23 protein-coding genes are annotated in these 24,759 nt (G+C 72.7%); 11 read left to right on the top strand and 12 right to left on the bottom strand.

The annotated features are described in order from the left end of the window. Window positions 1–4 precede the first annotated feature (4 nt). Window positions 5–1,627, bottom strand: a complete 1,623-nt coding sequence (locus ABD385_RS02695; protein WP_344573207.1) for a PH domain-containing protein — start codon at window positions 1,625–1,627, stop codon at window positions 5–7. Further along, complete coding sequence (locus tag ABD385_RS02690; RefSeq protein ID WP_344573206.1) at window positions 1,624–2,142, bottom strand: PH domain-containing protein; 519 nt, start codon at window positions 2,140–2,142, stop codon at window positions 1,624–1,626. The genes ABD385_RS02695 and ABD385_RS02690 overlap by 4 nt, the downstream gene beginning before the upstream one ends. Window positions 2,143–2,300: 158 nt before the next feature. Between ABD385_RS02690 and ABD385_RS02685 the strand changes: the two genes are divergently transcribed. Then, window positions 2,301–2,909: a TetR/AcrR family transcriptional regulator gene (locus ABD385_RS02685; RefSeq protein ID WP_344573205.1), complete on the top strand. Its 609-nt coding sequence runs from the start codon at window positions 2,301–2,303 to the stop codon at window positions 2,907–2,909. Between the two features lie 323 nt (window positions 2,910–3,232). Beyond that, window positions 3,233–3,559 carry a hypothetical protein gene (locus ABD385_RS02680; RefSeq protein ID WP_344573203.1) on the top strand — a complete coding sequence of 109 codons (327 nt, stop codon included), beginning with the start codon at window positions 3,233–3,235 and terminating at the stop codon, window positions 3,557–3,559. A gap of 271 nt (window positions 3,560–3,830) precedes the next feature. Here the strand turns inward: ABD385_RS02680 and ABD385_RS02675 are convergent, their stop codons facing one another. Beyond that, entirely contained in the window at window positions 3,831–4,337 is a 507-nt protein-coding gene (locus ABD385_RS02675) for a MarR family winged helix-turn-helix transcriptional regulator (RefSeq protein WP_344573202.1), read from the bottom strand. Between the two features lie 116 nt (window positions 4,338–4,453). Beyond that, window positions 4,454–6,733, bottom strand: a complete 2,280-nt coding sequence (locus tag ABD385_RS02670; RefSeq protein WP_344573502.1) for an FUSC family protein — start codon at window positions 6,731–6,733, stop codon at window positions 4,454–4,456. A gap of 600 nt (window positions 6,734–7,333) precedes the next feature. Here ABD385_RS02670 and ABD385_RS02665 point away from each other — a divergent pair. Further along, window positions 7,334–7,894: a TetR/AcrR family transcriptional regulator gene (locus ABD385_RS02665; RefSeq protein ID WP_344573501.1), complete on the top strand. Its 561-nt coding sequence runs from the start codon at window positions 7,334–7,336 to the stop codon at window positions 7,892–7,894. Window positions 7,895–8,284: 390 nt separating this feature from the next. Here the strand turns inward: ABD385_RS02665 and ABD385_RS02660 are convergent, their stop codons facing one another. Together ABD385_RS02660 and ABD385_RS02655 are read right to left on the bottom strand one after the other, a co-directional pair. Next, window positions 8,285–8,593 carry a hypothetical protein gene (locus tag ABD385_RS02660; protein WP_344573199.1) on the bottom strand — a complete coding sequence of 103 codons (309 nt, stop codon included), beginning with the start codon at window positions 8,591–8,593 and terminating at the stop codon, window positions 8,285–8,287. 46 nt (window positions 8,594–8,639) lie between these two features. Next, entirely contained in the window at window positions 8,640–9,323 is a 684-nt protein-coding gene (locus ABD385_RS02655; protein ID WP_344573198.1) for a TetR/AcrR family transcriptional regulator, read from the bottom strand. An 814-nt stretch (window positions 9,324–10,137) separates the two neighbouring features. On the opposite strand from ABD385_RS02655, the gene ABD385_RS02650 reads away from it, so the two are divergent. Continuing rightward, window positions 10,138–10,917, top strand: a complete 780-nt coding sequence (locus ABD385_RS02650) for an SDR family oxidoreductase (RefSeq protein WP_344573197.1) — start codon at window positions 10,138–10,140, stop codon at window positions 10,915–10,917. A gap of 173 nt (window positions 10,918–11,090) precedes the next feature. Here the strand turns inward: ABD385_RS02650 and ABD385_RS02645 are convergent, their stop codons facing one another. From ABD385_RS02645 to ABD385_RS02635, 3 genes are all read right to left on the bottom strand, one after another. Continuing rightward, window positions 11,091–11,894: a DeoR/GlpR family DNA-binding transcription regulator gene (locus ABD385_RS02645; RefSeq protein ID WP_344573196.1), complete on the bottom strand. Its 804-nt coding sequence runs from the start codon at window positions 11,892–11,894 to the stop codon at window positions 11,091–11,093. Window positions 11,895–12,068: 174 nt separating this feature from the next. Next, window positions 12,069–12,950 (bottom strand): class II fructose-bisphosphate aldolase, encoded by an 882-nt coding sequence (locus ABD385_RS02640; protein WP_344573195.1) that lies wholly within the window; start codon window positions 12,948–12,950, stop codon window positions 12,069–12,071. Window positions 12,951–13,044: 94 nt separating this feature from the next. After that, the gene (locus ABD385_RS02635; RefSeq protein ID WP_344573194.1) at window positions 13,045–13,950 is read right to left on the bottom strand and encodes an SIS domain-containing protein; all 906 of its coding nucleotides are present in this window, start codon (window positions 13,948–13,950) and stop codon (window positions 13,045–13,047) included. Between the two features lie 371 nt (window positions 13,951–14,321). On the opposite strand from ABD385_RS02635, the gene ABD385_RS02630 reads away from it, so the two are divergent. After that, entirely contained in the window at window positions 14,322–15,782 is a 1,461-nt protein-coding gene (locus tag ABD385_RS02630; protein WP_344573193.1) for a sugar porter family MFS transporter, read from the top strand. A gap of 368 nt (window positions 15,783–16,150) precedes the next feature. After that, the gene (locus ABD385_RS02625) at window positions 16,151–16,468 is read left to right on the top strand and encodes an SH3 domain-containing protein (protein ID WP_344573192.1); all 318 of its coding nucleotides are present in this window, start codon (window positions 16,151–16,153) and stop codon (window positions 16,466–16,468) included. 302 nt (window positions 16,469–16,770) lie between these two features. Here the strand turns inward: ABD385_RS02625 and ABD385_RS02620 are convergent, their stop codons facing one another. Further along, window positions 16,771–17,070 (bottom strand): YciI family protein, encoded by a 300-nt coding sequence (locus ABD385_RS02620; RefSeq protein ID WP_344573191.1) that lies wholly within the window; start codon window positions 17,068–17,070, stop codon window positions 16,771–16,773. Window positions 17,071–17,159: 89 nt separating this feature from the next. Here ABD385_RS02620 and ABD385_RS02615 point away from each other — a divergent pair, with 89 nt between their 5' ends. Next, the gene (locus tag ABD385_RS02615; protein ID WP_344573190.1) at window positions 17,160–17,882 is read left to right on the top strand and encodes an endonuclease V; all 723 of its coding nucleotides are present in this window, start codon (window positions 17,160–17,162) and stop codon (window positions 17,880–17,882) included. Between the two features lie 13 nt (window positions 17,883–17,895). Here ABD385_RS02615 and ABD385_RS02610 read toward each other — a convergent pair whose 3' ends face one another. Then, window positions 17,896–19,083, bottom strand: a complete 1,188-nt coding sequence (locus ABD385_RS02610; RefSeq protein WP_344573189.1) for a saccharopine dehydrogenase family protein — start codon at window positions 19,081–19,083, stop codon at window positions 17,896–17,898. Between the two features lie 239 nt (window positions 19,084–19,322). Between ABD385_RS02610 and ABD385_RS02605 the strand changes: the two genes are divergently transcribed. Further along, on the top strand, window positions 19,323–20,864 hold the full coding sequence (locus ABD385_RS02605; protein ID WP_344573188.1) for a sialate:H+ symport family MFS transporter: 1,542 nt from the start codon (window positions 19,323–19,325) through the stop codon (window positions 20,862–20,864). A 55-nt stretch (window positions 20,865–20,919) separates the two neighbouring features. Here the strand turns inward: ABD385_RS02605 and ABD385_RS02600 are convergent, their stop codons facing one another. After that, window positions 20,920–21,654 (bottom strand): MgtC/SapB family protein, encoded by a 735-nt coding sequence (locus ABD385_RS02600; protein ID WP_344573187.1) that lies wholly within the window; start codon window positions 21,652–21,654, stop codon window positions 20,920–20,922. Between the two features lie 436 nt (window positions 21,655–22,090). On the opposite strand from ABD385_RS02600, the gene ABD385_RS02595 reads away from it, so the two are divergent. The 3 genes from ABD385_RS02595 (at window position 22,091) to ABD385_RS02585 (ending at window position 24,675) form a co-directional block, all read left to right on the top strand. Then, window positions 22,091–23,257, top strand: coding sequence for a CaiB/BaiF CoA transferase family protein (locus ABD385_RS02595; RefSeq protein ID WP_344573186.1), 1,167 nt, complete (start codon window positions 22,091–22,093; stop codon window positions 23,255–23,257). After that, the gene (locus tag ABD385_RS02590; RefSeq protein ID WP_344573185.1) at window positions 23,254–23,436 is read left to right on the top strand and encodes a hypothetical protein; all 183 of its coding nucleotides are present in this window, start codon (window positions 23,254–23,256) and stop codon (window positions 23,434–23,436) included. Before ABD385_RS02595 ends, ABD385_RS02590 begins: the two co-directional genes overlap by 4 nt. A 96-nt stretch (window positions 23,437–23,532) precedes the next feature. Further along, a complete protein-coding gene (locus tag ABD385_RS02585) occupies window positions 23,533–24,675 on the top strand; it encodes an acyl-CoA dehydrogenase family protein (RefSeq protein WP_344573184.1) in 1,143 nt (380 codons plus the stop codon). The last annotated feature ends 84 nt before the right edge of the window (window positions 24,676–24,759 follow it).

Here is a 24,759-nt window from a genome sequence, read left to right as displayed (position 1 = left end):
TGCGTCATGTCGACGGGGTCCGGCCGCCGTTGCGTGCCGGGTGGGTGAGGAATTCGTCCAGGATGCCCGGTGTCGCCGTCGCCGCGAAGCCGGGCGCCGCGCCCGCCGCGAGATCCGGTACGCGGTAGCCCTCCTCGCCCGCCGCCACCGCCGCGGTGAGCGTCACCAGCCCGGCCCGCCGGGTGAACGGCGAGGTGGTGAACGTCCAGGCGGCGACGGCCTCGCGGCGCAGCGCCAGGGTGTCCCGGCTGAAGGTGCCCGAGCGGACGACGAGGTGCTCCCCGACGATCCCGTGCCCCAGGTTCCGGTACGCGTCCCGGGCCAGCCACAGCACCGCCGGCGTGGTGAGCACCGCGTAGATCCACGCGGCGTGCAGCAGCACGGGGCCGAAGACCGCCCCGAGGCCGGCCAGCAGCGCAACCCCCGGCAGCACGGCGAACAGCAGCCCGCGCATCCGTCGCCGGCGCAACGCGGCCCGGGGGTGGGGTGCCAGGTGGTGACCACCATCGATCTGATGGCCCGTCACTTCTGGGTCCGGGAAGGGGGTGCGCAGCGTCCCGCCGGCCACCCGGACCGCCTCCCGCCGGGGTGCCGGCGGGAGCAGTCCGCTGCGCTTGCGGTTCTCCTCCTTGTTGCCCAGGCCGCCCGCCACCGCCCGCACCGTCGCCCCGCCGCCGGCCCGCAGCAGCAGCGGTTCGCGCACCACCACGCCGCGCAGCCGGGCCCGCTCGACGGTCACCGAGCGGGTGGTCAGCAGCCCCCGGTGCACCCGCAAGGTGCCGGCGTCGGCCCACTCCAGGCGGTAGTTCCACCAGTTCTCGACGTAGAGGACCAGCGCGCCCACCGAGCCCAGCGCGATCACCGCCAGCAGTGCCGCCGGGAGGGTCAGCCACAGCATCCCGTTGCCGAACTCCTCGAACGCCCGCCGGACGAAGCCGAGCTTCCAGGGCTCGATCCCCATCTCGTGCAGCGCCCGGTACGCCGAGCCGCCGGCGACGAACACGCCGCCGACCACCCAGAAGGTGAGCGGCGCGTACCGCAGCCAGCGCCAGTTGATCCGCGCCAGCACCGGGTCCTCGGCAACGGCACCGGTGGCCGCCCGGGCCAGCAACTCCGCGCGCAGCCGCTCGGCCTCGGCCACCGGCAGGGCCTCCAGGGCCAGCTCGCCGCCGCCCTCCCCTGAACCCGCCGTGCCGGCGCGCAGCACCGTGACGCCCAACAGTCGGTGCAGCGGCGACGCGGTCAGGTCGACCGTGCGGATCCGGTGCAGCGGCACGCTCCGCAGCCGCCGGGTGAGCAGGCCGCTGCGCACGTCCAGGCTCTCGCCGGTGACCCGGAAGTCCGTGCGCGCCCAGCGGACCAGTCCGACCGCGGTGAGCACGGTGAAGGTGGCGGCGATCGCGGCGAGGGTGACCCACGCGCCGCCGGTGATCCGGCCGCCGGTGGCCAGCGCGGTCAGCGCCAGCGAGCCGAGCGGCGCGCCGAGCCAACCGCAGTGCACCAACAGGGTGCGCGGGCTCAGTCGCCGCCACCCGGCCGCACCGGGCACCGCCGGCCCGTCGTCGTGCGGCGCGGGAGCCGGCGCGCCGTCGCCGGTGTCGGGCCCGTCGTGCCGTGCGGCGCTCATGCGGCGTCCCCCGGCACGTCCTGGGCGACCTCGCCGATCCGCCGGGAGAGCGCCTCGGCGTCCGCGTCCGACAGGCCGGCGATCTTGATGTCGCCGGCGGTCGAGGCGGTGGTGACGGTGACCGTCGCCAGCCCGTAGCGCCGCTGTATCGGCCCGCGCACGGTGTCCACCGTCTGCACCCGGGACAGCGGCGCGATCCGCCGCTTCTGCCAGAACCAGCCGCCGGCCGCGTAGACCGCGCGCTCACCCAGCTCCCAGGCGTGCACCGCGTACCGCATCCGCGGCATCACCAGGAGGTAGGCCACCGCCGGCAGGACCAGGACGACCAGCAGCAGCGGACCCAGCCACGGCAGCGCACCGGGGAAGAAGAGGACCGACAGCACGGCCATGACCAGCGCCGTCAACAGCATCGGCCCGCTGAGCGTGAGCAGTGCCTGCACCCGCCACCAGGCGCGGGCGCGGGGATCGACGCGGTGCCGGGGCGGGCGCAGGAGCGGTGCGGCGTGCTCGGACATGGGGGTCACCGTTTTCCAAGTCAAACGTATTGTGTGGCGGTACGTTATAACGGTACGAGCGACTTGTAAAAGTGCGCCGGTCGGCGGGGGCGAAGGGGCGCTTCGCGGCGCGGTGTCGCGACGAAGAGCAGTGACGTACGGAAGAAGGGAAGCCACCCGTGCCGAAGAAGGTGGATCACGAAGCCAGGCGCCGGGAGATCTCGGCGGCGCTCTGGCGGCTCGCGAACACCCGGGGCGTGGACGGGGTCAGCCTGCGCGACGTCGCCGCCGAGGCCGGCATCTCGCTCGGCCGGATCCAGCACTACTTCCGCAACCGCGACGAGCTGCTGCTGTTCGCCCTCCGGCACATCAACCACCAGGCCGCCGAACGGATCCGGCAACGCATCCTGGCCCTGGAACGGGACCCGACACCGCGCACGGTGATCCGCGCCTGCTGCGCCGGGATGCTCCCGTTGGACGCCGAGAGCCGCGCCGGTCTCCTGGTCGCCGCCGCCTACTACTCCCGTGCGGTCCACGATCCCGCCCTGGGGGCGGAGGCCCGCGACGGCATCCCCAAGCTCCGTGACCTCTTCGTCGACCAGCTGCGGTCGGCCGCCGAGCGCGGTGAGGTGCCGCCGGAGCGCGCCACCGCGGACGAGGCCATGATCCTGATCGCTCTCGCCGACGGCCTGGCCTCCTACGTCCTGCTGGGCATCCACGGCCCCGAGCAGGCGCTCGCCCTACTGGACCGACAACTCGACGACCTCTTCGGGACGGCGGGCGCCTAGGGCGGATGGGGTGGATGAGGTAGATGGGGCGGACAGGGCGGATGGGATGGACGGGGTGGGGGAGCGGCGAGGTCGATGCGGGAGCAGGGTGGTCCCGGACTGGACCGGCCCGGCCCGGCCCGGCCCGGCCCGGGCTGACCTGACGGTCGGTCAGTCGATGGTGGGAGGCACCTCGGCCGGCTTTCCGCGCTTTCCCGCCACCGCCAGCCGGCCCGTTCGCACGGTCTGCCATTCTGCTGTCCGACCGTCGCGCTGGACCCGCCCCCGCCGCACTCCGGTGGGGCGCTTTCGCGCGGCACCAGCACGACCAAGGGGAGGCGGCCATGCCGTACATCGGGGAGACCTGGCGGGTGGAACGGGGCGCCGACGTGGTCGGCGAGATCACCGTCACGCAAGCGGACTTCCCCTGGCTGAACGGACGCTTCACCCCCGGTCCGGCCTTCGCCGAACTGCGGCCGCACTTCGCCCGCGAGTTGGCGCTCGTCGACACCATCGACGACGACCTCACCGCCTGGGAGGACGCCTACGCGCGCGCCAGCGACGGCGTGCGGCTGATCGCCCCGGGCGGTCCGGTGGCGGAGTTCCTGCTGCACATCGAGGACGACGCGGCGTGGTTCCGCTGGAGCGACGAGCCGTTCCCGGCGGTGTGACGAACGGCCCGGCGGTGTGACGAACGGCCCTGCGTGTGCCGGCCGGTCCCGCGGTGTGCTGACAGGTCCTGGGGTGAGCTGACAGGTCCTGGGGGCGGCGGGTGTGCGTGATGGTGCGGCGAGTGTGTGTGGTGGCGCGGCCTGAGTTCGTGGCGATGCGGCCGGTGTCCGTGGTGGTTCGGCTGGCGTGCGTTTGCGGTGCGTCGAGCTAGCGGTCGTGACGGTGCGACGAGAGCGTCGCCGGGCGGGCGTCGGCGCGCCCGGCCACCCGTCAGTCCATCAGGCTCCCCAGCCGTCCCTCCAGCACCACCAGCAACTCACCCAGCGCCGTGGAGAGTTCCTCCTGCCGCTGTGCGCCGATCCCCTCCAGCAGCGCGGCCTCGTAGCGCAACTGCTCCGGCAACAGCCGGTCGATGGTGTCCCGCCCCTCCTGGGTGAGCGAGAGGTGGGTGACCCTGCGGTCCCGGTCGTCCGGCCGGCGACTGATCAGCCCGCGCTCCTCCAACTGCCGCAGGCGTTTGGTGACTGCCGCCCCGGAGGCGAAGGTCTCCCGCGCCACCCGGCCCGGCGTCAACTCGCGGTCCATCCGGCGCAGCGTGCCGAGGACGTCGAACTCGGGTCGGGTCAGCCCGGCCCGCCGCAGCGGTGCATCGGCGGCCTGCTGGAGCAGCGCGGAACAGCGGTTGAGCCGTCCGATCACCGCCATCGGGCCGGTGTCCAGCCCGGGGTGCACCTGTTGCCACTGGCGCAACACCCCCGCGACGATGTCCTCGGTCACCCGCACGCTCCTCTCCGCCCCGTCCGTCCGGCCGGCACCCCGGTCGCCCACAGACTTCATTGTGCCTGCCCAGGGCGGGCGGAGGGCACGTCAGGCGGCCGGCGCCAGCGGGCAGCTCAGGCGGCGAGCGCGGGCGTGGTCAGGCGCCGCACCAGCACCGCCAGGGTCCGGTGCCCCTGCCGTTCGGCGCCGGCGATCCGCTCCTCGGGCAGCGCCCGTTGCCACCACTCGCCGTTCGCCACGTCCACGGCCTCCCGCAGCTCGACCAGGCACCCCGCGAGCCGATCGCGCGCCCAGCCCGCTTCGGGCGCCCAGCCGGCTTCGTGTGCCCAGCCGGTCTCTTGCCCTCCGTCGGTCTCGTGCGTCCCGTCGACCTGGTGCGCCTCGTCGACCTGGTGCGCGCCGTCGGCCTGGCGCGCCCCGTCGGCCTGGTGCGTCCCGTCGATCCGGTGCGTCCCCTCCGTCTCCTGTGTCCTGTCCGCCTCGTGCTTCCTGCCCGTCTCGGGCGTCCCAGCAGCTGCGCGCGTAGTGCTCGCCGTGGTGGGCCGACCGTCCGCTCCTGTGGGCGCACCGTCGGTCCCGATGCGGGGTGCGTTAGCCCCCATGGGCGGTGCGCCCGGCCCCACGGGTGCGGTACCGCTCCCGGCGCGTGCCGCGTTCGCGCCCGGTCCGGCCACCAGCAGTCGGGCCGCAGCCGCCTCGGCCTCCGCGACCCGCTCCAGCGCCAGATCGATCCGGTCGGCGGCCCGCCGATTGGTGACCAGCACGCAGCAGACGAGTCCGACCGCCGCGCCCACCACGGTGTCCAACCACCGGTCGGCGACCAACGTGCCGGCCGGCAGCGGCCGGCCGAACTCGGTCAGCAGCAGCGCCATCGGCGTCACGCACACCGATCCGAGCCAGTAGTTCCGGGTGATCGTGGCCTCCGCACCGAGCTGGAACGCCAGCGCCAGCGCGATCATCGTGACCTGACCGGTGTGGATCAACGGCAGCAGCACGGTGAACAGGACCAGTCCCAGCAGGTTCCCGAGGGTGCGTTGGAAGGCGCGCTGCCAGGAGAGCGTGGTGTTGGCCTGGTAGATCGACGCAGCGGTGACCACGGCCCAATACGGATGCCCCACGCCCACCGCCAACGAGGCCCAGCCCGCCAAGACGCACCCCACCGCGACCCGTGCCCCGATGGGCAGCAGGGGCGACCCGGGACGGAGCCGCCCGACCACCGCCCGCAGGCCCCGCGGCCGCCCGGGCGCCGGACGCCGTAGTCCGCCGCCGTCCACGAACCGCCCGGCACGGGACCCGGCGGCCGTGCCGCCCTCCGGGGACGTACCGAACTCCGCCGCCCCGCGGGCCGGCGCCGCCTCACCGGTTCGGACCCCTGCGCCCTGCCGAGCCGCCCGCGCCCGCCCCGGGGCCACGGACCGCGAGGCCATGCCGGACCGCAGCGCCATACCGGGCTCCAACGCCACCCCGGCCTCCCAGGCCGCCCTGGCCTCCCACGCCACCCCGGCCAGTTCCGCGGCCTCCGCACCGGTCAGCGTCACCTCGGGCAGCGGACGCCCGCTCCGGAGTTCCCGCGCCCATCCGCCGAGCCGCCCGGCCTCGGCCGCGACGTCCCGCGGCCCGCCGCCCAACGACGACTCCGCCCGCACCAACAGTCGCTCCAACCCCTCCCGTGCCGCGGCCTTCGCCGGCGTACGGGTCGGGACCAGGAACAGCGCGTGCCAAGCGGCGTTCACGGCCGCCGCGGTGGCGTGCCGGGCGTGCACCACGCCGGAGGGTTCGGGCTCCCCGGCCGACGACGCGCCGGCGGCTTCCGCCCGCGCCCGCAGCAGCCCGGCGGCGGCCTGCAGCGCCCGCGCGGTGGCGATCCGCTCCGGCCCCTGCGGCCGCACCAACGCCGGCGCCATGCACACCACCCACGCGAACGCCCCGGTGGCCAGCGCCAGCGCCGCGTGCGGCAGCACGTCGGCCGGTCGCTGCGGAACGAAGAACGCCGAGGCCGCGATGAACGTCAGGATCAGGTTCCCGGGCGGCCCGATGTGCGTCGCGTCGCACACCACCTTGTGCGCCGCGGCGACCAGCGAGGCCAGCACCACCAGCACTGCGGCCGAGGTGACCAGCGACGCCGCGGTCAGCGCCACGGCCAGGCTCGCCACCATGCCGAGCACCACCCACGGCAGGGTCCGGGCCCGTGCCGCGTACGGCAGGCCGTGCGCGTACAGCGCGCACATCGCGCCCGCGGAGGTGTACAGGACCAGGTCGAGCCGCCCCAGCCCCAGCAGCACCAGATCCGGCACGGCCAGCGCCACCAAGGCGCTGAGCGCGGGCTTGTGCCAGATGTCGACCGGCCGTCGCAACCGCACCGTGCTCCGGACCGGCAACGGACGGAACCGCACGGTGCCCGTGCCCGTTCCGCCGGGCGCCGTCCCCGTCTTCCACCGCCCCGTGGGCCTGGCGTGCTTGGCATGCTTCCCCATGCCAAAAGCTTAACAGGTATTTTACCTGTAAAAGATATGCGCTGAGTCACCTCACGAGCGCGCGACAATGACCCCGTGCCAACCGCGAAGAACGTCAAGAACACTGCGAACGCCGCGACCGCCGAGGCGACGGAGCCGACCGAGCCGGGCAAGTCGACCGGGTCGACCGGGTCGGCTGGGCTGACTGAGCCGACTGAGCCGGACGAGTCCGCCGAGGCAGCCAGGACCCCCGAGACCGCGAAGACCGCGAAGGCCACCGACGACACCAAGCGGCCCCAGGGCACCAGGAGCACCCAGAGCACCAGGAGCGCCCGGGAAACCAAGTCCACCACCGGAACCAAGTCCGCCAAAGCCGCCAAGAGCACTGGTGGCACCAAGAGCACCGGTGGTACCAAGAACGCCGGTGGCGCCAAGAGCACCGGGGGCGCCAAAACCGCCCGGAGCGTCAAAACCGCCCGGAGCGTCAAGAAGGGAGAGGCGGCCCCCGCGCCCGCTTCCCCCGACCGCCGCCGTGAACTCCTGGACACCGCGGCGGAGGTGTTCGCCGCGCAGGGCTACAACGCCACCACCGTCCGCCAGATCGCAGACGCGGCCGGGATGCTCGCGGGCAGCCTCTACTACCACTTCGATTCGAAGGAATCGATGGTCGACGAGATCCTGGCCACCTTCCTGGACGAGCTGTGGGCCGGTTACGACGCGGTGCTGGCGGCCGACCTGGCGCCGCGGGAGACCATCGAGGCGCTGGTCACCGAATCGTTCCGGGAGATCGACCGGCACCGCGCCGCAGTCGCGATCTACCAGAAGGAGGCCCGGCACCTCGCCACCCAGCCCCGCTTCGACTACCTCGCGGCATCCCGCCGGAAGTTCGAGCGGGCGTGGCTGGGCACACTGGAGCGTGGGGTGGCCGAGGGCGCCTTCCGCGGCGACCTCGACCTCCGGCTCGCCTACCGCTTCCTGCGCGACACGGTCTGGGTCGCCGCCAGCTGGTACCGCCCGCAGGGCCGACACACCCCCGAGGAGATCGCCCGCCAATACCTCGCAATGGTCCTGGACGGCATCGCACTCCCCGGGACCGCATGACGCTGGACGCGTCCGCGGTTGCCCGCGCCTCTGGCCGTTCCCGTGCACCTGCGCATATGCGAGTGCATGAATGCGAGCGGGTGTGAAGGAACACGTCCGCCCGCACGGTGCGAGGACCTGCGCAGGGAGCCGGTCCGGTCCACCGCCCCTCAGCCCCCGCCGTCACCCCCCGCCCCTGCCCGCAAGGGAACGCGAGCGCACGGTGACGCGGCGCGACAACGGCTGTGCGCGGCCCAGGGACGGGGCGTGACGCGGAACGCTGGCCCGGCTCGCGCAATCGGCCCCTGGCTCAGAGGGCCACGGCCACGGCCAACGAAACGGCGGGCCGTGACCGCTCGGGAGTGGGCCGCGGTCCACGGGAGCGCGTCACCGCCCGCGGGTCCCGTCGCTTCAGCAGGCCACGTTCTTGACGTACAGCGCCCGCGAACCGGCCGTCGTGCCGTACCGCACGTCCTTCGTCGTTCCCTTGGGGAGCCGCCCCCGTGGATCCGCCTGGTGCGGGATGACGATGGTGTAGCAGGCCGGCCGCTGGGCGCACAGGTTCGTCAGTCGGACGTAACGCTGCCCGCCCTGGTCGAAGAACTTGCGCACCTTCACACAGCGTGGCACCTGATCGGCCATCGCCTGCGTCGCAGTGGCCAGCGTCATCGAGGCACCGCACACCGCACCCGCCAGCGCTATCGACATGATCTTCCGCATTCGGTTTCCCCCGTTCCTCGCGCGGCGACGGTCCGCTTCCCGGCCCTCATCTCCGCCCGGTCGGCGTCCGCCCCGGCGCGCTCTCGGCCTTCTTCGCCGTTTCGGCTGTCCGGGCTGCCCACGCCTTCGTCGGCCCCGTCCCATTGTCCACACCCGCACCCCGAATTTCAGCCCCGGCTGCCGCCTGGAGTTCGTCCACCCGTAGGTACGCGAGCGCCCGCCGCGTGAGTTCCGCCACGTCGTCCGGCTCCTCCTGCCACGCCCAGTGCTCCATGGCCACCGACAGTGCGTCGATCAACGCGCAGGCCAGCAGTCGCACTTCCATGCTGTCCGCGGACGCTCCGGTGCGCACCGCGAGCACCGGGACCAGCTGGTCCTGCATGTCCCGCCCCGCCGCCAGCCACCTCATCCGGATCGCCGGCACGCTCCCCATCACGCGGATCAGCCGCCGGGCCTTGTCCGGGTCGGCCAGCCGCCGCGCCGCCTCGGCGTCCTCAAACGCCGCCCGTACCGCACTGGTCAGCGGCTCCTCGACGGGCCGACCGGCGAGCTGCTGGACGAGCACCCCCACGCTGGACGTCAGCACGGGCGTGAGCGCGTCCTCCTTCGCCGCGCAGTACCGGTAGAACGTGCGCAGTGAGATCCCGGCCGACGCGGCGATGTCCTCGACGGTGGTCGCCTCGTAGCCCCGCTCGGAAAACAGCGCGGCCGCGGTCTCGGCGATCTCCATCCGCGTCTCCTGTCGCCGTCGTTCGGTCAACGAGGGTCTGCCTCGCCCTGCCGTCATGCGCCTCTCCCCCTCCCAGCGGCCACCCGGCCCGCCTCACCCGATTCCGCATATTGTCACGAACCAGCACCTTGGCACGACATGCCAAAAAAGCTATGTTGGCCCCGGCTGATCACCAGGCGCCGCCCCGCTCCACCCCATCACCCGACCCCGCCCTCCCACACACCGATCTCTCCTCCACCTCTCCACCTCTCGACCCATCCGCCTTCCCGACTGCCCGCCCGGCCCACCGGCCCGGCCCGCCGTGCACCGCACCCACGAACCCGAGCCCGAGAGCCCGGCCGCGAGTCCCTGCACGAAGCCCGAGCGCAACAGGCCGGGTCCACACGGACCGTCCCTCACGAGCCGCCCGCCTCCCACCGCCGTCTCGCCGTCGTGCCTGTCTCGCCGTCTCGCCGTAGTGCTTTCTTGTGCCAACCACGCCGCCTTCCCCGTACGGCGCCGCCGGTTGTCCCGGGCCCCATTCGGCTCCTGGGCGGGATTTCCTGATCCGGGTCTCGTGATCCGGGTCTCCTGATCCGCCCGTCGGGCATCGTCCACCTCGCCCGTCGCAGACGGCCTGCGGCGGGCGGCTCGGGATGGACGGTCCGCGGCGGGCGGTCCGAAGCGAACGGTCCGCGACGCCCCCCCCCGCGACGCCCCTCGGCCTTTCACCTGCGACGTTCCACCCATGAAGTCCACCCGTTACGTTCCATCCACGGCATCTCACCTGCGCGTTTCGCGCGTTTCGCACCACGAGGGATCGAAGGAGCCAACCATGCCCCGCCGTACCTACCTCGTCACCGGCGCCGCCTCCGGCATCGGCCGGGCCACCGCGGCCCGCCTCCGCGACGGGGGCCACACCGTGATCGGCGCCGACCTCAAAGGCGCCGACATCTCAGCCGACCTCGCCACGCCCGCCGGCCGAACCGGACTCGTCCAACGTGCCGACGAGTTGACCGGCGGCCGCCTGGACGCCGTGATCGCCTGCGCCGGGCTCGCCCATCCCGACCCCGTCACCCTCCGAGTCAACTACTTCGGCATGGTCGCCAGCCTCGAAGGGCTGCGCCCCCTGCTCGCCGCCGGCACCGACCCCCGCGCCGCCCTCGTCTCCTCCGCCATCGCCATCCACCCGTCGGACCCGGCGATCGTCGACGCCGCGCTCGCCGGCGACGAGGCGGCGGCCGTCGCCGCCGCCCAGGCCGCCGTCGACCGCGGCGAGGGCCACACCATCTACGGCGCCTCCAAACAGGCCATCGCCCGTTGGCTGCGCCGCACCGCCGTCACCGAGGGCTGGGCGAACGCCGGCATCCCGCTCAACGCCGTTGCCCCCGGCACGGTCGTCACGCCGATGACCGCACCGCTGCTCGACGACGCCGCGACGCGGGAGGTCGTCGACGCCAGCCTGCCGATGCCGTTGAACGGGCACGCCCGCCCCGAGCAGATCGCCCCCGTCCTCGCCTGGCTGACGTCCGCGGACAACACGCACGTCACCGGTCAGATCCTCTTCGCCGACGGCGGGGCCGACGCCACCCTGCGCGGCGAGACAGGCTGGTGATGCACCGACCCCGGTGATGCACCGGCCCTGCTGACGCACCGATGCTGCTGACGCACCGAGGCCGATGATGTGCATGCCGACCCTCGCACCGCCCGGATTCCGCTGCCCTCGGCGCTCGCCCTGCGGACCAACGTCCCGCCGGCGCCGGGGGACCGGTCCTCGGCGGTGCGGGGTCAGTCGTTCCCCGACGGGCGGGCCGCCACCACCTTCAGTCCCCGCTCCGCGAACTCCCGACGGGTCTCGTCGGTCACCGCGCCATCGGTGATGAGGGTGTCGAAGACGTCGGCGCCCCCCACCCGCGCGAAACAGCGCTCGCCGATCTTCGACGAGTCCGCGACGACCACGGCCCGCTGGGCGCGCTCGGCCATGAGACGGTTGATCCGGGCCTCGGCCTCGTCGTGCACCGTGGCCCCCCGCATCGGATCCACGCCGTTGGCACCGATGAACGCGATGTCGATGGAGATCTGCTGGAGCACCAACTCACTGAACGGGCCGACCAGTTCGTAGGACCGCGAGTGCGCCACCCCACCCGTGAGCACGATCTTGATCTGCGGTCGGACCGCCAGCTCGCTGGCGATGTTCAGGGAATTGGTGACGATGGTCAGATGCGCCTGCGGGCCGGCCTCCGCGAAGTCCGCCCGGGTGGCGAGCACCCGCGCGATCGCGGTGGTCGTGGTCCCACCGCTCAACCCGACCACGTCCCCGCGCTCGACCAGCCGTGCGGCCGCTTGCGCCACCGCCTCCTTCTCCGCCGACCGGTGCCCTTGCTTGTACCGGATCGGAAGGTCGTACGCCACGGAACTCAGCACCGCCCCACCCCGGGTGCGGACCAGTAGCTGCTGCTCGGCGAGCGTGTCCATGTCGCGCCGCATCGTGGCGGCCGAGACCTCCAGCTCGGCCGCCGCCTCCTCGACCTCGACCCGGCCCCGATCTCCGAGCAGCTCAAGCAGTGCGTTCATCCGTTCATGGCGCTTCATGGCGCGAGCCTAATTCGTTTCCTTGCCCGCACCGGCCCCGGACCGAACTCATTCCCTCACCTCCGCCTCCCCCCCCCTCACGCTCGCTCGACCCACGCCCTTCTCCCTGCCTCCCACCACCTGCCTTCCGCCCCACCGGTGTTCTGGCGACGCAGCGGCGGTGGCCGGGAGCCGTCACCCGCGGACCGTGGCCTCCATCGTCTGTGGGGTGGGCACCGTCACCGGGGTGCTGAGCACCTCCAGCAAGCGGGCGGCCTCCTGCGCCACGGCTTCCCGGGCCGGCTTGACGTACTTCCGGGAGTCGATCAGCGCCGGATCGGCCTGCAGTGAGTGCCGTATTGAGCTGGTGAAGACGGAGACCAGATGAGTAGAGATGTTGATCTTGGTCATGCCGGCGCCGATGGCCCGGCGGAGCTCGTCGTCCGGCACTCCGGACGAGCCGTGCAGGACCAGGGGCACCGGGAGGGTCGTGCGCAGCGCCGTGATCAGGTCCTTGTCCAACTCGGCGGTGCGCTCCCGCATCGCGTGGGAGGAGCCGACGGCGACCGCGAGGGCGTCGACTCTGGTGGCCCGGACGAAGGCCAGGGCCTCCCCGGGGTCCGTGCGCACCCCCGGTGCGTGGACCCCGTCCTTCCCGCCGACCTCGCCGAGTTCCGCCTCGACGTAGGCGCCCCGCTCGTGGCACCAGGCGGTGAGCGTGGCGGTAGCGGCGACGTTCTGTTCGTAGGAGAGGGCGGAGGCGTCCACCATGACCGACCCCACGCCGGCGGTGATGCCCCGGTGGACCAGCTCCGCCTCGGTGATGTGATCGAGGTGGACCGCGATCCGGGCCGTGGACTCCTCGGCGAGGGCGAGCGTGGCCCGGGTGAGGGGGAGCAGGCTCCCGTGATAGCGGATGCAGTTCTCGCTGAGTTGCAGGATCAGCGGGTGCCCGGTGCGCTCGGCGGCCGTCACCAGGGCTTCGGCGGTTTCCAGATGGATGACGTTGAAGGCCGCGGCGCCGACCCGTGCGGCGCGCGCGGCATCGACGATCGACGCGGTGGGAACGAGTGGCATGGTGTCCTGACTCCCTTGGGAGGAAGGGTGAGTTGGCGTCGGCGCGGACGGTGCGGCGAGCAGCTCGCGGCACCGGCGCGCGGACGGGGCGCCGCTAGGAGGCGGCGGGCTCCTGGAGCATCACGGAGCGGGTCAGGCTGCGCGGGTTGTCCGGGTCCAGGCCCCGGGCGCGCGCCCTCTCCAAGGCGACCCGCTGCACCAGCACCAGATCGGCGAGCGGATCCCTGGCATGGGACACGAAGTCCGCTCCGGTGCGTGTCACATCGGCCTCCAGCCCCTCGGGGGCCTCGCCGAAGAGCCAGGTCACCCGGCCCGGTGCCGCTATCGAGATCGGGCCGTGACGGTACTCCATCGCAGGATAGGACTCCGTCCAACTCTGCGACGCCTCGCGCATCTTGAGCGCCGCCTCGTTGGCCAGGCCGTACGTCCAGCCGGTGCCCAGGAACGCGAACTGCTCGGCGTCCACCCACTCCTTCTTGACCGGAACCGCCAGGGCCTCCTCCGCGTCGCCCACCGCCCGCGCGACGTCTTCGCCCAGATGGGCGCGCAGCAGTGTCAACGCCGTGGTCGCGAACCGGGTCTGCACCACCGATCGTTCGTCCGCGAACGGCAGCGCCACCGTCGCGTCCGACAGCTCGACCGCCGGAGTCTCGGGATCGCCGAGCACCGTCACCGTGGGGATACGCCCCTTGACCGCCTCCAGCACGCGCAGCACCTCGGTCGTCGTCCCCGAGCGGGTGATCGCCACCACCGCGTCGTACCGCCGGTCGGCGCCGAGGAACGCCTCCGAGGCGGGGAAGGGGTCGGTGACTCCCAGCCCCGCACCTTCGCGCAGGGCCGCGTAGGACTGCGCCATGAACCACGACGTGCCGCAACCGACGACGGCCACCCGCTGACCCGCCTCGGGCAGCGGGCTGCCGCCGGCGCCGATCCGGGCGGCCTCCCGCCACGTGTCCGGCTGACTGTGCAGCTCCTGCTCCATGTACGAGGTCTCGCTCATGGCCACCCTCCCGTGGTGCGTGCTCAGTGTTTACCGATCAATTGCAGCGAGGCTGCAACTTTCTGCTTTGTTGGGTGCAACTCTACGCAGGTTCGCGCAAGCGTTCCATCCCTCGCACGGGTGATGGTGTCGGAAGAGGTGTGTGGTTGCGGGCACATGAGTGGCTGATTGCTTGCGGTGCGGAGGCGTGGCGGGGAGCGAAAATCGGGTAAGTGACTGTTGACATCTGCGCGAAAGGTGCCTGATATTCGCAAGATCAGTCATGTCGGTGCCCGGGCATGGCCGACGACACGGCGTTCAGGCGCCCGTCACGCAGTCATCCCGTCATGCAGTCACGCAGCAAAGACGCTCCGTCGCACGAAGGACTCCCGATGTCCACTGCCTCGCACTCCGCACCGCGCCCGTCGCCCCCGACCTCACTCCGCACCGGCCGGATGTTCGCGCTCACCGGCGCCGTCGTCGGTGTCATCTACGGCTACGACACCGGCAGCATCTCCGGTGCCCTGGTCTTCCTCAGCAAGGACTTCGGCCTGACCGAGACGGAGAAGGGCCTGGTCAACAGCATCCTGGTACTCGGGTCGATCGTGGGTGCGCTGATCGGCGGCAAGCTTGCCGACGCCCTGGGCCGCCGGGTCGCGATGTTGATCGTCGCCGGTTCGTACACGGTCTTCGTCGCGCTGTCCGCGATCGCCCCCACCGTCGAAGTGCTCGATGCCGTCCGGTTCCTGCTCGGGGTCGCCATCGGCATCTCGATCGTGGCCGCGCCGCTCTACGTCGCGGAGTCGACCCCGGCCCGCATCCGGGGCGCCTCGGTCGCCGCGTACCAAGTGGCCACGGTCGTGGGCATCGTCCTCACCTACTTCGTCAACTGGGGCCTGTCCGGCGGCGGTCACTGGCGCTGGATGCTCGGCCTGTCCGCGATCCCCGCGGCGCTCGTCGTGATCCCGCTGCTCCGCCTGCCCGACACGCCCCGTTGGTACGTCCTCAAGGGGCAGACCGAACGGGCCGTCGAGGTCATGGCGGTGACCGACCCGGAGGTCGACCCGCGTGCCGAGGTCGCGTCGGTGCGCGCCGCGCTCGACGAGGAGAACGGCGGATCGGCGCGCTCCCTGCTGCGCAAGCCGTACGCCCGCGCCGCGTTCTTCGTGGTCGGCCTCGGCTTCTTCTGTCAGATCACCGGAATCAACGCGGTGACGTACTACAGCCCGCAGATCTTCGAGGAGATGGGCTTCACCGGCAACGGTCAGAACTTCCTGCTGCCGTCCTTCGTCGAACTGGCTTCCCTGGTCGCGGCCGTGCTGGCGATCCTCATCATCGACCGGATCGGCCGCCGGGTGGTGCTGCTGTCGGGGATCGGCACGATGGTGGTGATGCTCGGGGTCCTGACGGTCGTCTTCGGCGCCGGAAAGCTGCACGGGACCACCACCTGGGTGGGCTTCGTCGCGATCCTCCTGTTCACCGCCGCCTTCAACTTCGGCTTCGGCTCTCTGATCTGGGTCTACGCCAGCGAGGCGTTCCCCGCCCAACTGCGTTCCACGGGTGCCTCGGTGATGCTCACCGCCGACCTGGTCGCCAACCTCCTGATCGCCCAGTTCTTCCCGTCGCTGATGGCGAAGGCCGGGGCGGCCGCGACCTTCGCGGGGCTGGGCGTGCTCGCCGTGGGCGCCCTGGTCTTCGCGGCCTTCACCGCGCCCGAGACCAAGGGCCGCCAGTTGGAGGAGATTCAGGATTATTGGCGTAACGGCGGTCGCTGGCCCACCGCCGCCACGCCCGGACCGGTCGGCGCCGCCGGGCCACTGGGTGATTCCGCAGCTCAGCCGACGTCGCCCTAGTGGGGCGGGGCCCCGATCACTGGTCGTTCGGGGACCCTGCCTTCACGCCGCCTCGGGCACCTGGCGAGAAGGCAGGGTGGTCGGATGTTGCTCCACGCGTGCACGCGGGCGGGCTGCCAGGTGGCAGCGGGAGCGGAACATCGCCCTGGGCGGGCGCCGGGCTGACGCCCCCTGTGTTGATCGGGCTGAAGCGGCAGGTTCTGGCCGCTGCCAGTTGGGGTTGGGGTTGCCGAGTCAGGGGCTCCCGGAGGGAAAGCCGCGTTATACCGGAATTTCATTGCCGGCTACTAGCGTGCACCGGGAATTGACCGAATTGACCATGCGGTATTCCGGCAGTCACGAGTATCGCCTCCGGCCATGGAGAATTAGTGCGTAAACTCGCTTCAAAGCTGACGCAGGTCGGCTTGTCCGTTGCCTTCCTCGGAGGGGCGCTCCTGTTTCCGCAGGCGCAGGCGGCCCATGCGGCGGCAGGAGTGCCCGGGCGCTTCGTCGCGGACGCCGACATCCTGGGAGCCCCCGACGGGGCGATCGTGGGCAAGGGCCACAACGGCCAGCCGGTCACGATCAACTGCCAGACGGCTGACGGCAATTGGTGGAACCTCAACGCTCCCGAAGCCGCCGGCTGGGTATGGCAGCCTAACCAGGTTCTGCGCGACTGGGGAACTCCCAACCCGCCGGTCTGCTGAGCGTCTCCCGGCTTGATCGACCCCTCGGGCTCCCCGCCGGTTACCAGCTGGTGGGGAGCCCTGCACGTCTGTGAACGAGCACCGGCGAAGGGAGGGGCGTGGAGTGGATGCGCCCGCAATTCGCGGACCTCGTGGCGGCAACAAATGAGGACTGCGTACGCCGCAGTCGGAAATGAGGGCGGCCCCGCCGATTCGAGGTTATGTCGTCGGTGAGCCGGCTGGTGGCGTCCACGGGCCCGCGCAGCGCAGGGCCCGGCCCGCCGGACGGTTCCGGCGGGCCGGGCCACGGGTGCGACGGAGGTTCAGGACGGGAGTTGCTCCCGGTATTCCGCCAGTGCCGGTGCCGTCTTGGTCGCCGTGAACTCGGTGATCCGGTACGCGCAGACCCCGGCCCGGACGAACGGGTCGTCGGCGGTGAGCTGCTCGACGGTCGCCCGGTCGCTCCCGGCGGCGATGATGATGCCTCCGTCACGCGGGTTCTTCCGTCCGGACGCGATGAAGTGTCCGGCGGCGTACGCCTGCTCCAGCCACGCCACGTGGTCCTGGAGGGCGGCGTCGACGCGGTCGAGGGGAGCGGTGTAGGTCAGTTCCAGTACGAACATGGCTGCAATATAGAGGAGGGGCGGCGGACGCCCGCAGGCGGTACGCGGCCACCCGCAACCGTGCAGCGGTTCGATAGCGTGGCGGCACCATGGACACTTCCGGAACCCTCTCCCGCGCCGACGAACTGCGGCACTGGCCCGCGGACGAAGCCGGGGCCCGCGCGGTCCAGGACCGGCTGCGCAGCCACGTACGGCTCGACGAGCCCGGCCCCGTACCGGGCTTCGAAGGCACCGCCGTCGGCGTGGACGTCGCCTACGACGACGAACGGGACGTGGTCGTCGCGGCCGCCGTCGCCCTCGACGCCCGCACCCTCGCGGTCGTCGACCGGGCCACCGCCGTCGGTCCGATCTCCTTCCCCTACGTCCCCGGCCTGCTCGCCTTCCGGGAGATCCCCACCGTCCTCGACGCGCTGGAGCGGCTCGCCCGCACCCCCGACCTGGTGGTCTGCGACGGCTACGGGCTGGCCCACCCGCGGCGCTTCGGTCTCGCCAGCCACCTCGGTGTGCTGACCGGGCTGCCCACCATCGGGGTCGCCAAGACGCCGTTCACGTTCCGGTACGAGCCGCCGGGGCCGGAGCGCGGCGCCACCTCGCCCCTGTGGGACGACCGGGCGGCGGACGGCGAGCCCGAAGAGGTGGGACGTGCCCTGCGCACCCAACGGGGCGTCAAACCGGTCTTCGTCTCGGTCGGCCACCGGGTGGACCTGGACCGGGCCTGTGCGCACACCCTCCATCTGGCGGCCTCCTACCGCCTGCCGGAGACCACCCGGGCCGCCGACTCGCTCTGCCGCAAGGCCCTGGCGAGCCTCTGACGGCCGGCCCGGGCTATCCGCGGACCACTCGGAAGACGATCCCCGCGTCCTGGAGGCGCCGGGTCAGCGCGTCTCCCATGGCGACGGCCGTCGTCACCTGGCCCGCGGTGTCCGGGAGGTCGTCGAAGGCGAGGCTGAGCGCTCCCTCGGCGAGCATCTTCGCGGTCTCGTCGTAGCCGGGATCGCCGCCCCTGACCTCGGTGACCAGGTGCGCGCCGCCGCCCGACGCCACGAACCGCACCGCGAACCAACTCCGCGCCCGGCGCTGCGGACTCGGCCCCTCGCCCGGTTGCAGCCGTCCGGACATCCAACGTCGGACGGGTGGTACCTGGGCGAGTGCGGTGAGGGCCCCCGCGCCCGCCGTCGCGGCCACCGCCGTCGGCAGCCGGCGCACCCCCGCGTAGTGCCGGTAGCGGAAATCGGGGCCGTACTGGTCGAGGGCGGCCGCCGAGCGGGCCACGACCTGCGGGTCCAGGGTCGGCAGCGGCAGGCCCCAGGTGCCGGTGTCCCGGCTCCGCACGGGCGGCCCGAACGGGGCGCGCACGGTACGGTCCGCGGGCTGCGGCTCGACCCGACGACGGGCCCGCGCGGCCCGGGCCATGTCGGCCGGCCGGGAGGCCGCGGCGAGCGCGGAGGCGAGCGTCCCGCCGGAGAAGCCGGCGTCGGTCCGCACGAATCCGTCGATGCGCAGCGGGACCCCCTTGGGGAGCAGCCCCACCGTGTAGTGCACCCCGAGGTCGTACGGGACGGAGTCGAAGCCGCAGGCGTGCACGAGCCGGGCCCCGGTGGCCCGCGCGGTGGCGTCGTGGCGCAGGTACGTCCGGTCGACGAACTCCGCCTCGCCCGTGAGGTCCAGGTAGTCGGTGCCGGCCTCGGCGCAGGCCGCGACCAGGGGCTCGCCGTGCAGCAGGTAGGGCCCGACGGTGGTGGCCAGGACACGGGTGGCGCCAGCCAGGGCGCGCAGCGAGCCGGGGTCGGCGCTGTCGGCCCGCAGCAGCGGGAGGTCCGCGCAGTCCGGGTTGATCGTCGCCAACTGGTCGCGCAGCCGCTCCAGTTTGGCGGTGCTGCGGCCGGCGAGCGCCCAGCGGCAGCCTTCGGGGGCGTGCCGCGCGAGGTACTCCGCGGTGAGGGCGCCGGCGAACCCGGTCGCTCCGTACAGGACGAGGTCGAGGTCCCGTCCTGAGGTGTCCTGCCGTGACATCTGCGTCCTCTCTGGTCCGAGGTCCGGACCCTAAGGACTCGCTGACGGATACGTCAACGACGGGGCGGGTCGGCGAGGTTGCCGGCGCCGGTCCGGGAAGGCGGGTCGAGGTGCGTCCGGTCTTGACGCGGCGGGGGAGACCGGCCAGATTCAGTCGGTGAGGTAGGACATCCGATGTCCGGATTGTCCCAGGGTGTGGGGCGGGCGAGTCGGGCCGCTCCTGAAGGAGGCCGGCTCCTGTGACGACGCAGCCCGCGGATCCGGCCGGCCCGAGCCCGCGCGGAGCCTGGTACCACGAGGTCACCCCGCGCCAGTGGAAGGCGCTGTCCGCCGCCTGGATCGGCTACCTCCTCGACGGCTTCGACTTCGTGCTGATCACGCTGGTGTTGACCGAGGTCGCCGGGGCATTCCGCCTGGACACCGCGACCGCCGCCTCGCTGGTCTCCGCCGCCTTCATCACCCGTTGGCTGGGTGGCGCCCTCCTGGGGGCGATGGGCGACCGCCACGGCCGCAAGGCCGCCATGATCGCCAGCATCCTGCTCTACTCGCTCGGGACCTTCGCCTGCGGGTTCGCCTGGGACTACACCAGTCTGTTCGCTGCCCGGCTGGTGATCGGGCTGGGCATGGCGGGGGAGTACAGCACCAGCGTGACGTACGTGCTGGAGAGCTGGCCCGCCCGGTTGCGCAACCGCGCTTCCGGGTTCCTGATCTCCGGCTACGCCGCCGGTACGGCCGTCGCGGCGCAGGTCTACGCCTGGGTGGTGCCCGCGTGGGGCTGGCGCTGGATGTTCTGGCTCGGGGTGCTGCCCGTACTGGTCGCACTGTGGATGCGCCGGTCACTGCCGGAAGCCGGGGACTGGCACGCGGAGGTCGGCACCGCGACCGGCGGAGGCGGTGCGGCGCCCCCGGACCGGCCGCATCCGTTTCGCCCGCTGCTCACCGGCCGCCTGCGCCGCCGGACCAACGCGGCACTGGCGCTCCTCGCCACGGTCGCGCTGTTCTGCGCGTTCACGCCGTGGGGCGCGGGGTTCGTGCCGTGGTCGGCCGGGCTCGCCACCCTGTGCCTGCTCGCCTTCGCCGCGCAACTGGGCGGTCGCCGCGGCTGGCTGCTGTACGTCTCCTTGATGGTGACGGTGTTCTGCGCCTTCCTCTACAGCTGGCCGGTGCAGGCCCTGTTGCCGACGTACCTCAAGACCGCCCTGGGGTACTCGCCCGCGCAGGTCGGCGACGTGATGTTCGTCGCGGGCTTCGGCGCCATGGCCGGCTGCTGGCTGGCCGGTTTCACCGGGGACCTGCTCGGGACCCGGCGCGCCTACGCGTACACCCTGCTGGCCTCACTGGCGTTCGTGTTCCCGGTGTTCGCGGTGCGCGGGAGCGTGCTGGGGCTGGGCGTGCTGGTCTTCGTTCTGCTGGCGCTGGGGCAGGGCATCTCCGGCATCCTGCCGAAGTACGTCGCCGGCCACTTCCCGACCGGGACCCGCGCCGCGTCGCTCGGCTTCGTCTACAACGTGGGGGCCCTGGGCGGGGCGGTGGCACCGGTCCTGGGGGCGCAGCTCGCCCGCGGCATGCCCCTGGGGCGGGCGCTGGCGGTCCTCACCTTCGGGCTGACGCTGCTGGTCGTCCTCCTCGTGGGCGGCGACGTCCCGCGGCGACTCGCACGGCTGGTGGACCGTCAGGTGCCCGCTGACCACCTCGTGCCGGGGACGGCGGGCGGAGCGGAAACGGGCGAGGAGCGTCGGCGGGGCGCTCCGCGCGGCACGTCGTCGTCCGATGTGGCGTAGCGCGGGCGCGGGGGACGGGCCGGGCCGGTGCCGCCGGCCACGGGCCCGGCCGGAGTCACTCGGTGCTGTCGTCCTGCCGCCCCAGCGCCACCCCGCGCACCCCCTCCAACTCCGTCAGCGCGTCCACCAGGCGATGCGCGGAGCCGTCGCCCTCCAACCGGAGCAGCACCTCGGCCGCCACCTGGGTGTCGTCCGGGCGGGTCTCCACCTGGACGTCGGTGACGCGGAACCCGCTGCCGGTGCACAGCTCCAACATCCGCCCGAGCAGACCGTGTTGCGCCTGATAGGTGAGACGCAGGTCTATGCGGTGGGAGGACGACCCGGCGGCGATCCGCTCCGACACCTTGGAGAAGCCCCGGACGATCAGGAAGTGCACCGCCGTCGCGCCGATCGCGAGCAGCGGCAGCCCGCCCCCGCAGGCCATCCCGATGGCGCAGGTCAGCCAGATGGTCGCGGCCGTCGTCAGCCCCCGGACCGCGTCCTTGCGGACGAAGATGAGCCCGCCACCGATGAACCCGATGCCGGAGACGACCTGCGCGGCGACCCGGGACGGGTCCAACGCCACGCCGTCCGTGCCCAGCAGCGCGCCGAAGCCGTGGATCGACACCTCCATGAACAGGGCGCTGCCCACCCCGACGAGGGTGTGGGTGCGCAGCCCGGCGCTCTTCTGCCGGGCCTCGCGCTCCAACCCGATCAGCGAGGACAACAAGAGGGCGATGGCCAGTTCGGCGAACTGACGCAGTCCCTGGCCGGCATGGACGTCGAAGAGTGCGGCGGCGAGGTGTGACATGACGGCATTGTCCCTCCGCCGGACCGGCGCAGGGCGTTCCGCGGGCCGTTGACAGTGGTCGCGGTTAGCGTGGGGGCGATGGGCGGTGCGGACTTCCGCGCGGCCCGGCCAAGGCGCCGAGGACGGTGCCGGACGGGGGAGCGGACGTGGAGGACGGGATGGCGCAGGCGGCGCGGCCGAGGACGGTGCGGGCGCCACGGTGCGCGCGCCCGCACCGGATAGCCCCCGAGCTGCTCATCGGCCGGCTCGGCGGGGGATAGCAGCGCGGCGGCAGGCGCGCGAAGGCCCGTGACGGCGGTGGCAGTTGAGCACCGTCGTCACGGGCCTTCGTCGTTCAGGCCCGCGGGGGCACGGGGGGCTTGTGGAAAGTGGAACACGTTCTTAACATCACGAGTGTTACATCAGAAGTGTCACAGTGCGGAAGGCGTGGGGCGCGATGACGCAGTCAGGGAACGGCCCGCTCGGCGGGGTGCGGGTGGTGGAGCTCGCAGGCATCGGCCCCGGCCCCTTCGCGGCCATGCTGCTGGCCGACCTCGGCGCCGACGTCGTACGGGTCGACCGCCCCGGAGGCGCCCCACTGGGCATCGATCCGGCGTGCGACCTCACCAACCGCAACAAGCGCTCGGTGCTGGTGGACCTGAAGCAGCCCGCCGGAGTCGCCCGGGTCCTCGATCTGGCCGAGCGCGCCGACGTCCTGATCGAGGGGTACCGGCCGGGAGTGGCCGAGCGGCTGGGCGTCGGGCCCGAGCCGTGCCTGGCGCGCAACCCCCGCCTGGTCTACGGCCGGATGACCGGCTGGGGCCAGGCCGGGCCGCTCGCCGGCACCGCCGGCCACGACATCGGCTACATCGCGCTCACCGGTGCCCTCGGCATGATCGGCCCGGCCGACGGTCCACCCGCGGTCCCCGCCAATCTGCTCGGCGACTACGCCGGCGGTTCCCTCTACCTCGTCGTCGGTGTGCTCGCGGCCCTCCAGCACGCCCGCACCGAGGGCGGGACGGGACAGGTCGTGGACGCCGCGATCGTCGACGGCACGGCCCATCTCACGGCGATGATCCACGGCATGCTGGCCGCCGGTGGCTGGCAGGACCGGCGCGGCGCCAACCTGCTCGACGGCGGCGCGCCGTTCTACGGCACCTACGAGACCGCCGACGGCGGCCACATGGCCGTCGGCGCGCTGGAGCAGCGGTTCTACGCCGAGTTCGTCCGCCTGCTGGGCATCGAGGACGAGGTCCCCGGCCGGGACGACCTCGCGGCCTGGGACGACCTGCGCACCGCCATCGCCGCCCGCTTCCGGACCCGCTCCCGGGACGAGTGGACCGCCGTCTTCCAGGAGTCCGACGCCTGCGTCGCCCCGGTGCTCTCCCTGCGCGAGGCCCCGGGCCACCCGCACCTCGCGGCCCGCGGGACCTTCACCGAGCACGCCGGTCTGACCCAGCCGGCCCCCGCGCCCCGCTTCTCGGCCACCCCGGGGACCCTCCGCAGGGCTCCCGCCCTTCCCGGAGCGGACACCGAAGAGGTCGCCCGCGACTGGCAGCTGCCCGGCCTCGCCGACCCGGCCGACGCCCCCCATCGCACCGAGCGAGAGGAGACGGCCCGTTGACGCAGCCGCCCACCGCCGTTCCGGACGCGACCGGTCCGCGCCCCGCCCCGGCCGTCGCCCGCGACGGCCGGCTGCCCGCGTACCGGCCGACAGTCGCCACGGTGCGCAACGTCCAGCCCATAGGCCCCGACCCCGCCGACCCCGCCGACCTCGTCGAGACCGTCGAGCACCGGCTCTGAGCGGACGCGGGCGCGCGCCACGCCCGCCCAGGCGGTCCCCGGCCCCGGCCGAGCCGCCCGTCGACCATCCAGGCCCATCCCCGAAGGGACAGCTAAGTGGAGCGCCAGATCTTCACCGAGGACCACGACGCCTTCCGCGCCACGGTGCGCACCTTCCTCGCCAAGGAGGTGACGCCGCACTACGAGCAGTGGGAGAAGGACGGCATCGTCAGCCGGGACGCCTGGCGGGCGGCCGGCCGACAAGGTCTGCTGGGTCTGGCCGTGCCCGAGGAGTACGGCGGCGGGGGCACCACGGACTTCCGCTACAGCGCCGTCCTCGCCGAGGAGTTCACCCGCGCCGGCACCCCCGGCTTCGCCATCGGACTGCACAACGACATCGTCGGCCCCTACCTGACCTCGCTCGCCACCGAGGAGCAGAAGCGCCGCTGGCTGCCCGGGTTCTGCAGCGGTGAGACGATCACGGCGATCGCGATGACCGAGCCGGGCGCCGGCTCCGACCTCCAGGGCATCCGCACCACCGCGGAGGACCGCGGCGACCACTGGGTGCTCAACGGCTCCAAGACCTTCATCTCCAACGGCATCCTCGCCGACCTCGTCATCGTCGTCGCCAAGACCACCCCCGAGGGCGGCGCGCACGGCCTGAGCCTGCTGGTCGTCGAACGGGGCGCGGAGGGCTTCGAGCGGGGCCGCAACCTCGACAAGATCGGCCAGAAGTCGCAGGACACCGCCGAGCTGTTCTTCAACGACGTGCGGGTGCCCAAGGAGAACCTCCTCGGGGATCTCGACCGCGCCTTCGTGCACCTGATGACCAACCTCGCGCAGGAGCGGATGGCGATAGCGATCGCCGGGATAGCCGCCGCCGAGCACCTGCTGGAGATCACCACCCGGTACGTCAAGGAGCGCGAGGCCTTCGGCCGGCCGCTGGCCAAGCTCCAGCACATCCGGTTCGAGATCGCCGAGATGGCCACCGAGTGCGCGGTCACCCGCGCCTTCCTCGACCGCTGCATCACCGACCACTCCGAGGGCACCCTCGACGCCGTGCACGCCTCGATGGCCAAGTGGTGGGCCACCGAACTCCAGAAGCGGGTGGCCGACCGCTGCCTCCAGCTGCACGGCGGATACGGCTACATGACGGAATATCCGGTCGGCCGGGCCTTCACCGACGGCCGCATCCAGACCATCTACGGAGGGACGACCGAGATCATGAAGGAGATCATCGGCCGCTCCCTGCTCGGCTGACCCTCCCCGACCGCGCCGTCCCGGGGCACGACACCGGCGGCCGACCCCGCGGTCCCCGACCCCGGCCGGAAAGAAAGGCTTTTC

The organism is Streptomyces lunalinharesii (genome assembly GCF_039532155.1).
In the GTDB taxonomy this organism is placed as follows: Bacteria; Actinomycetota; Actinomycetes; order Streptomycetales; family Streptomycetaceae; genus Streptomyces; species Streptomyces lunalinharesii.
This window is presented reverse-complemented; position numbering and strand designations above follow the sequence as displayed.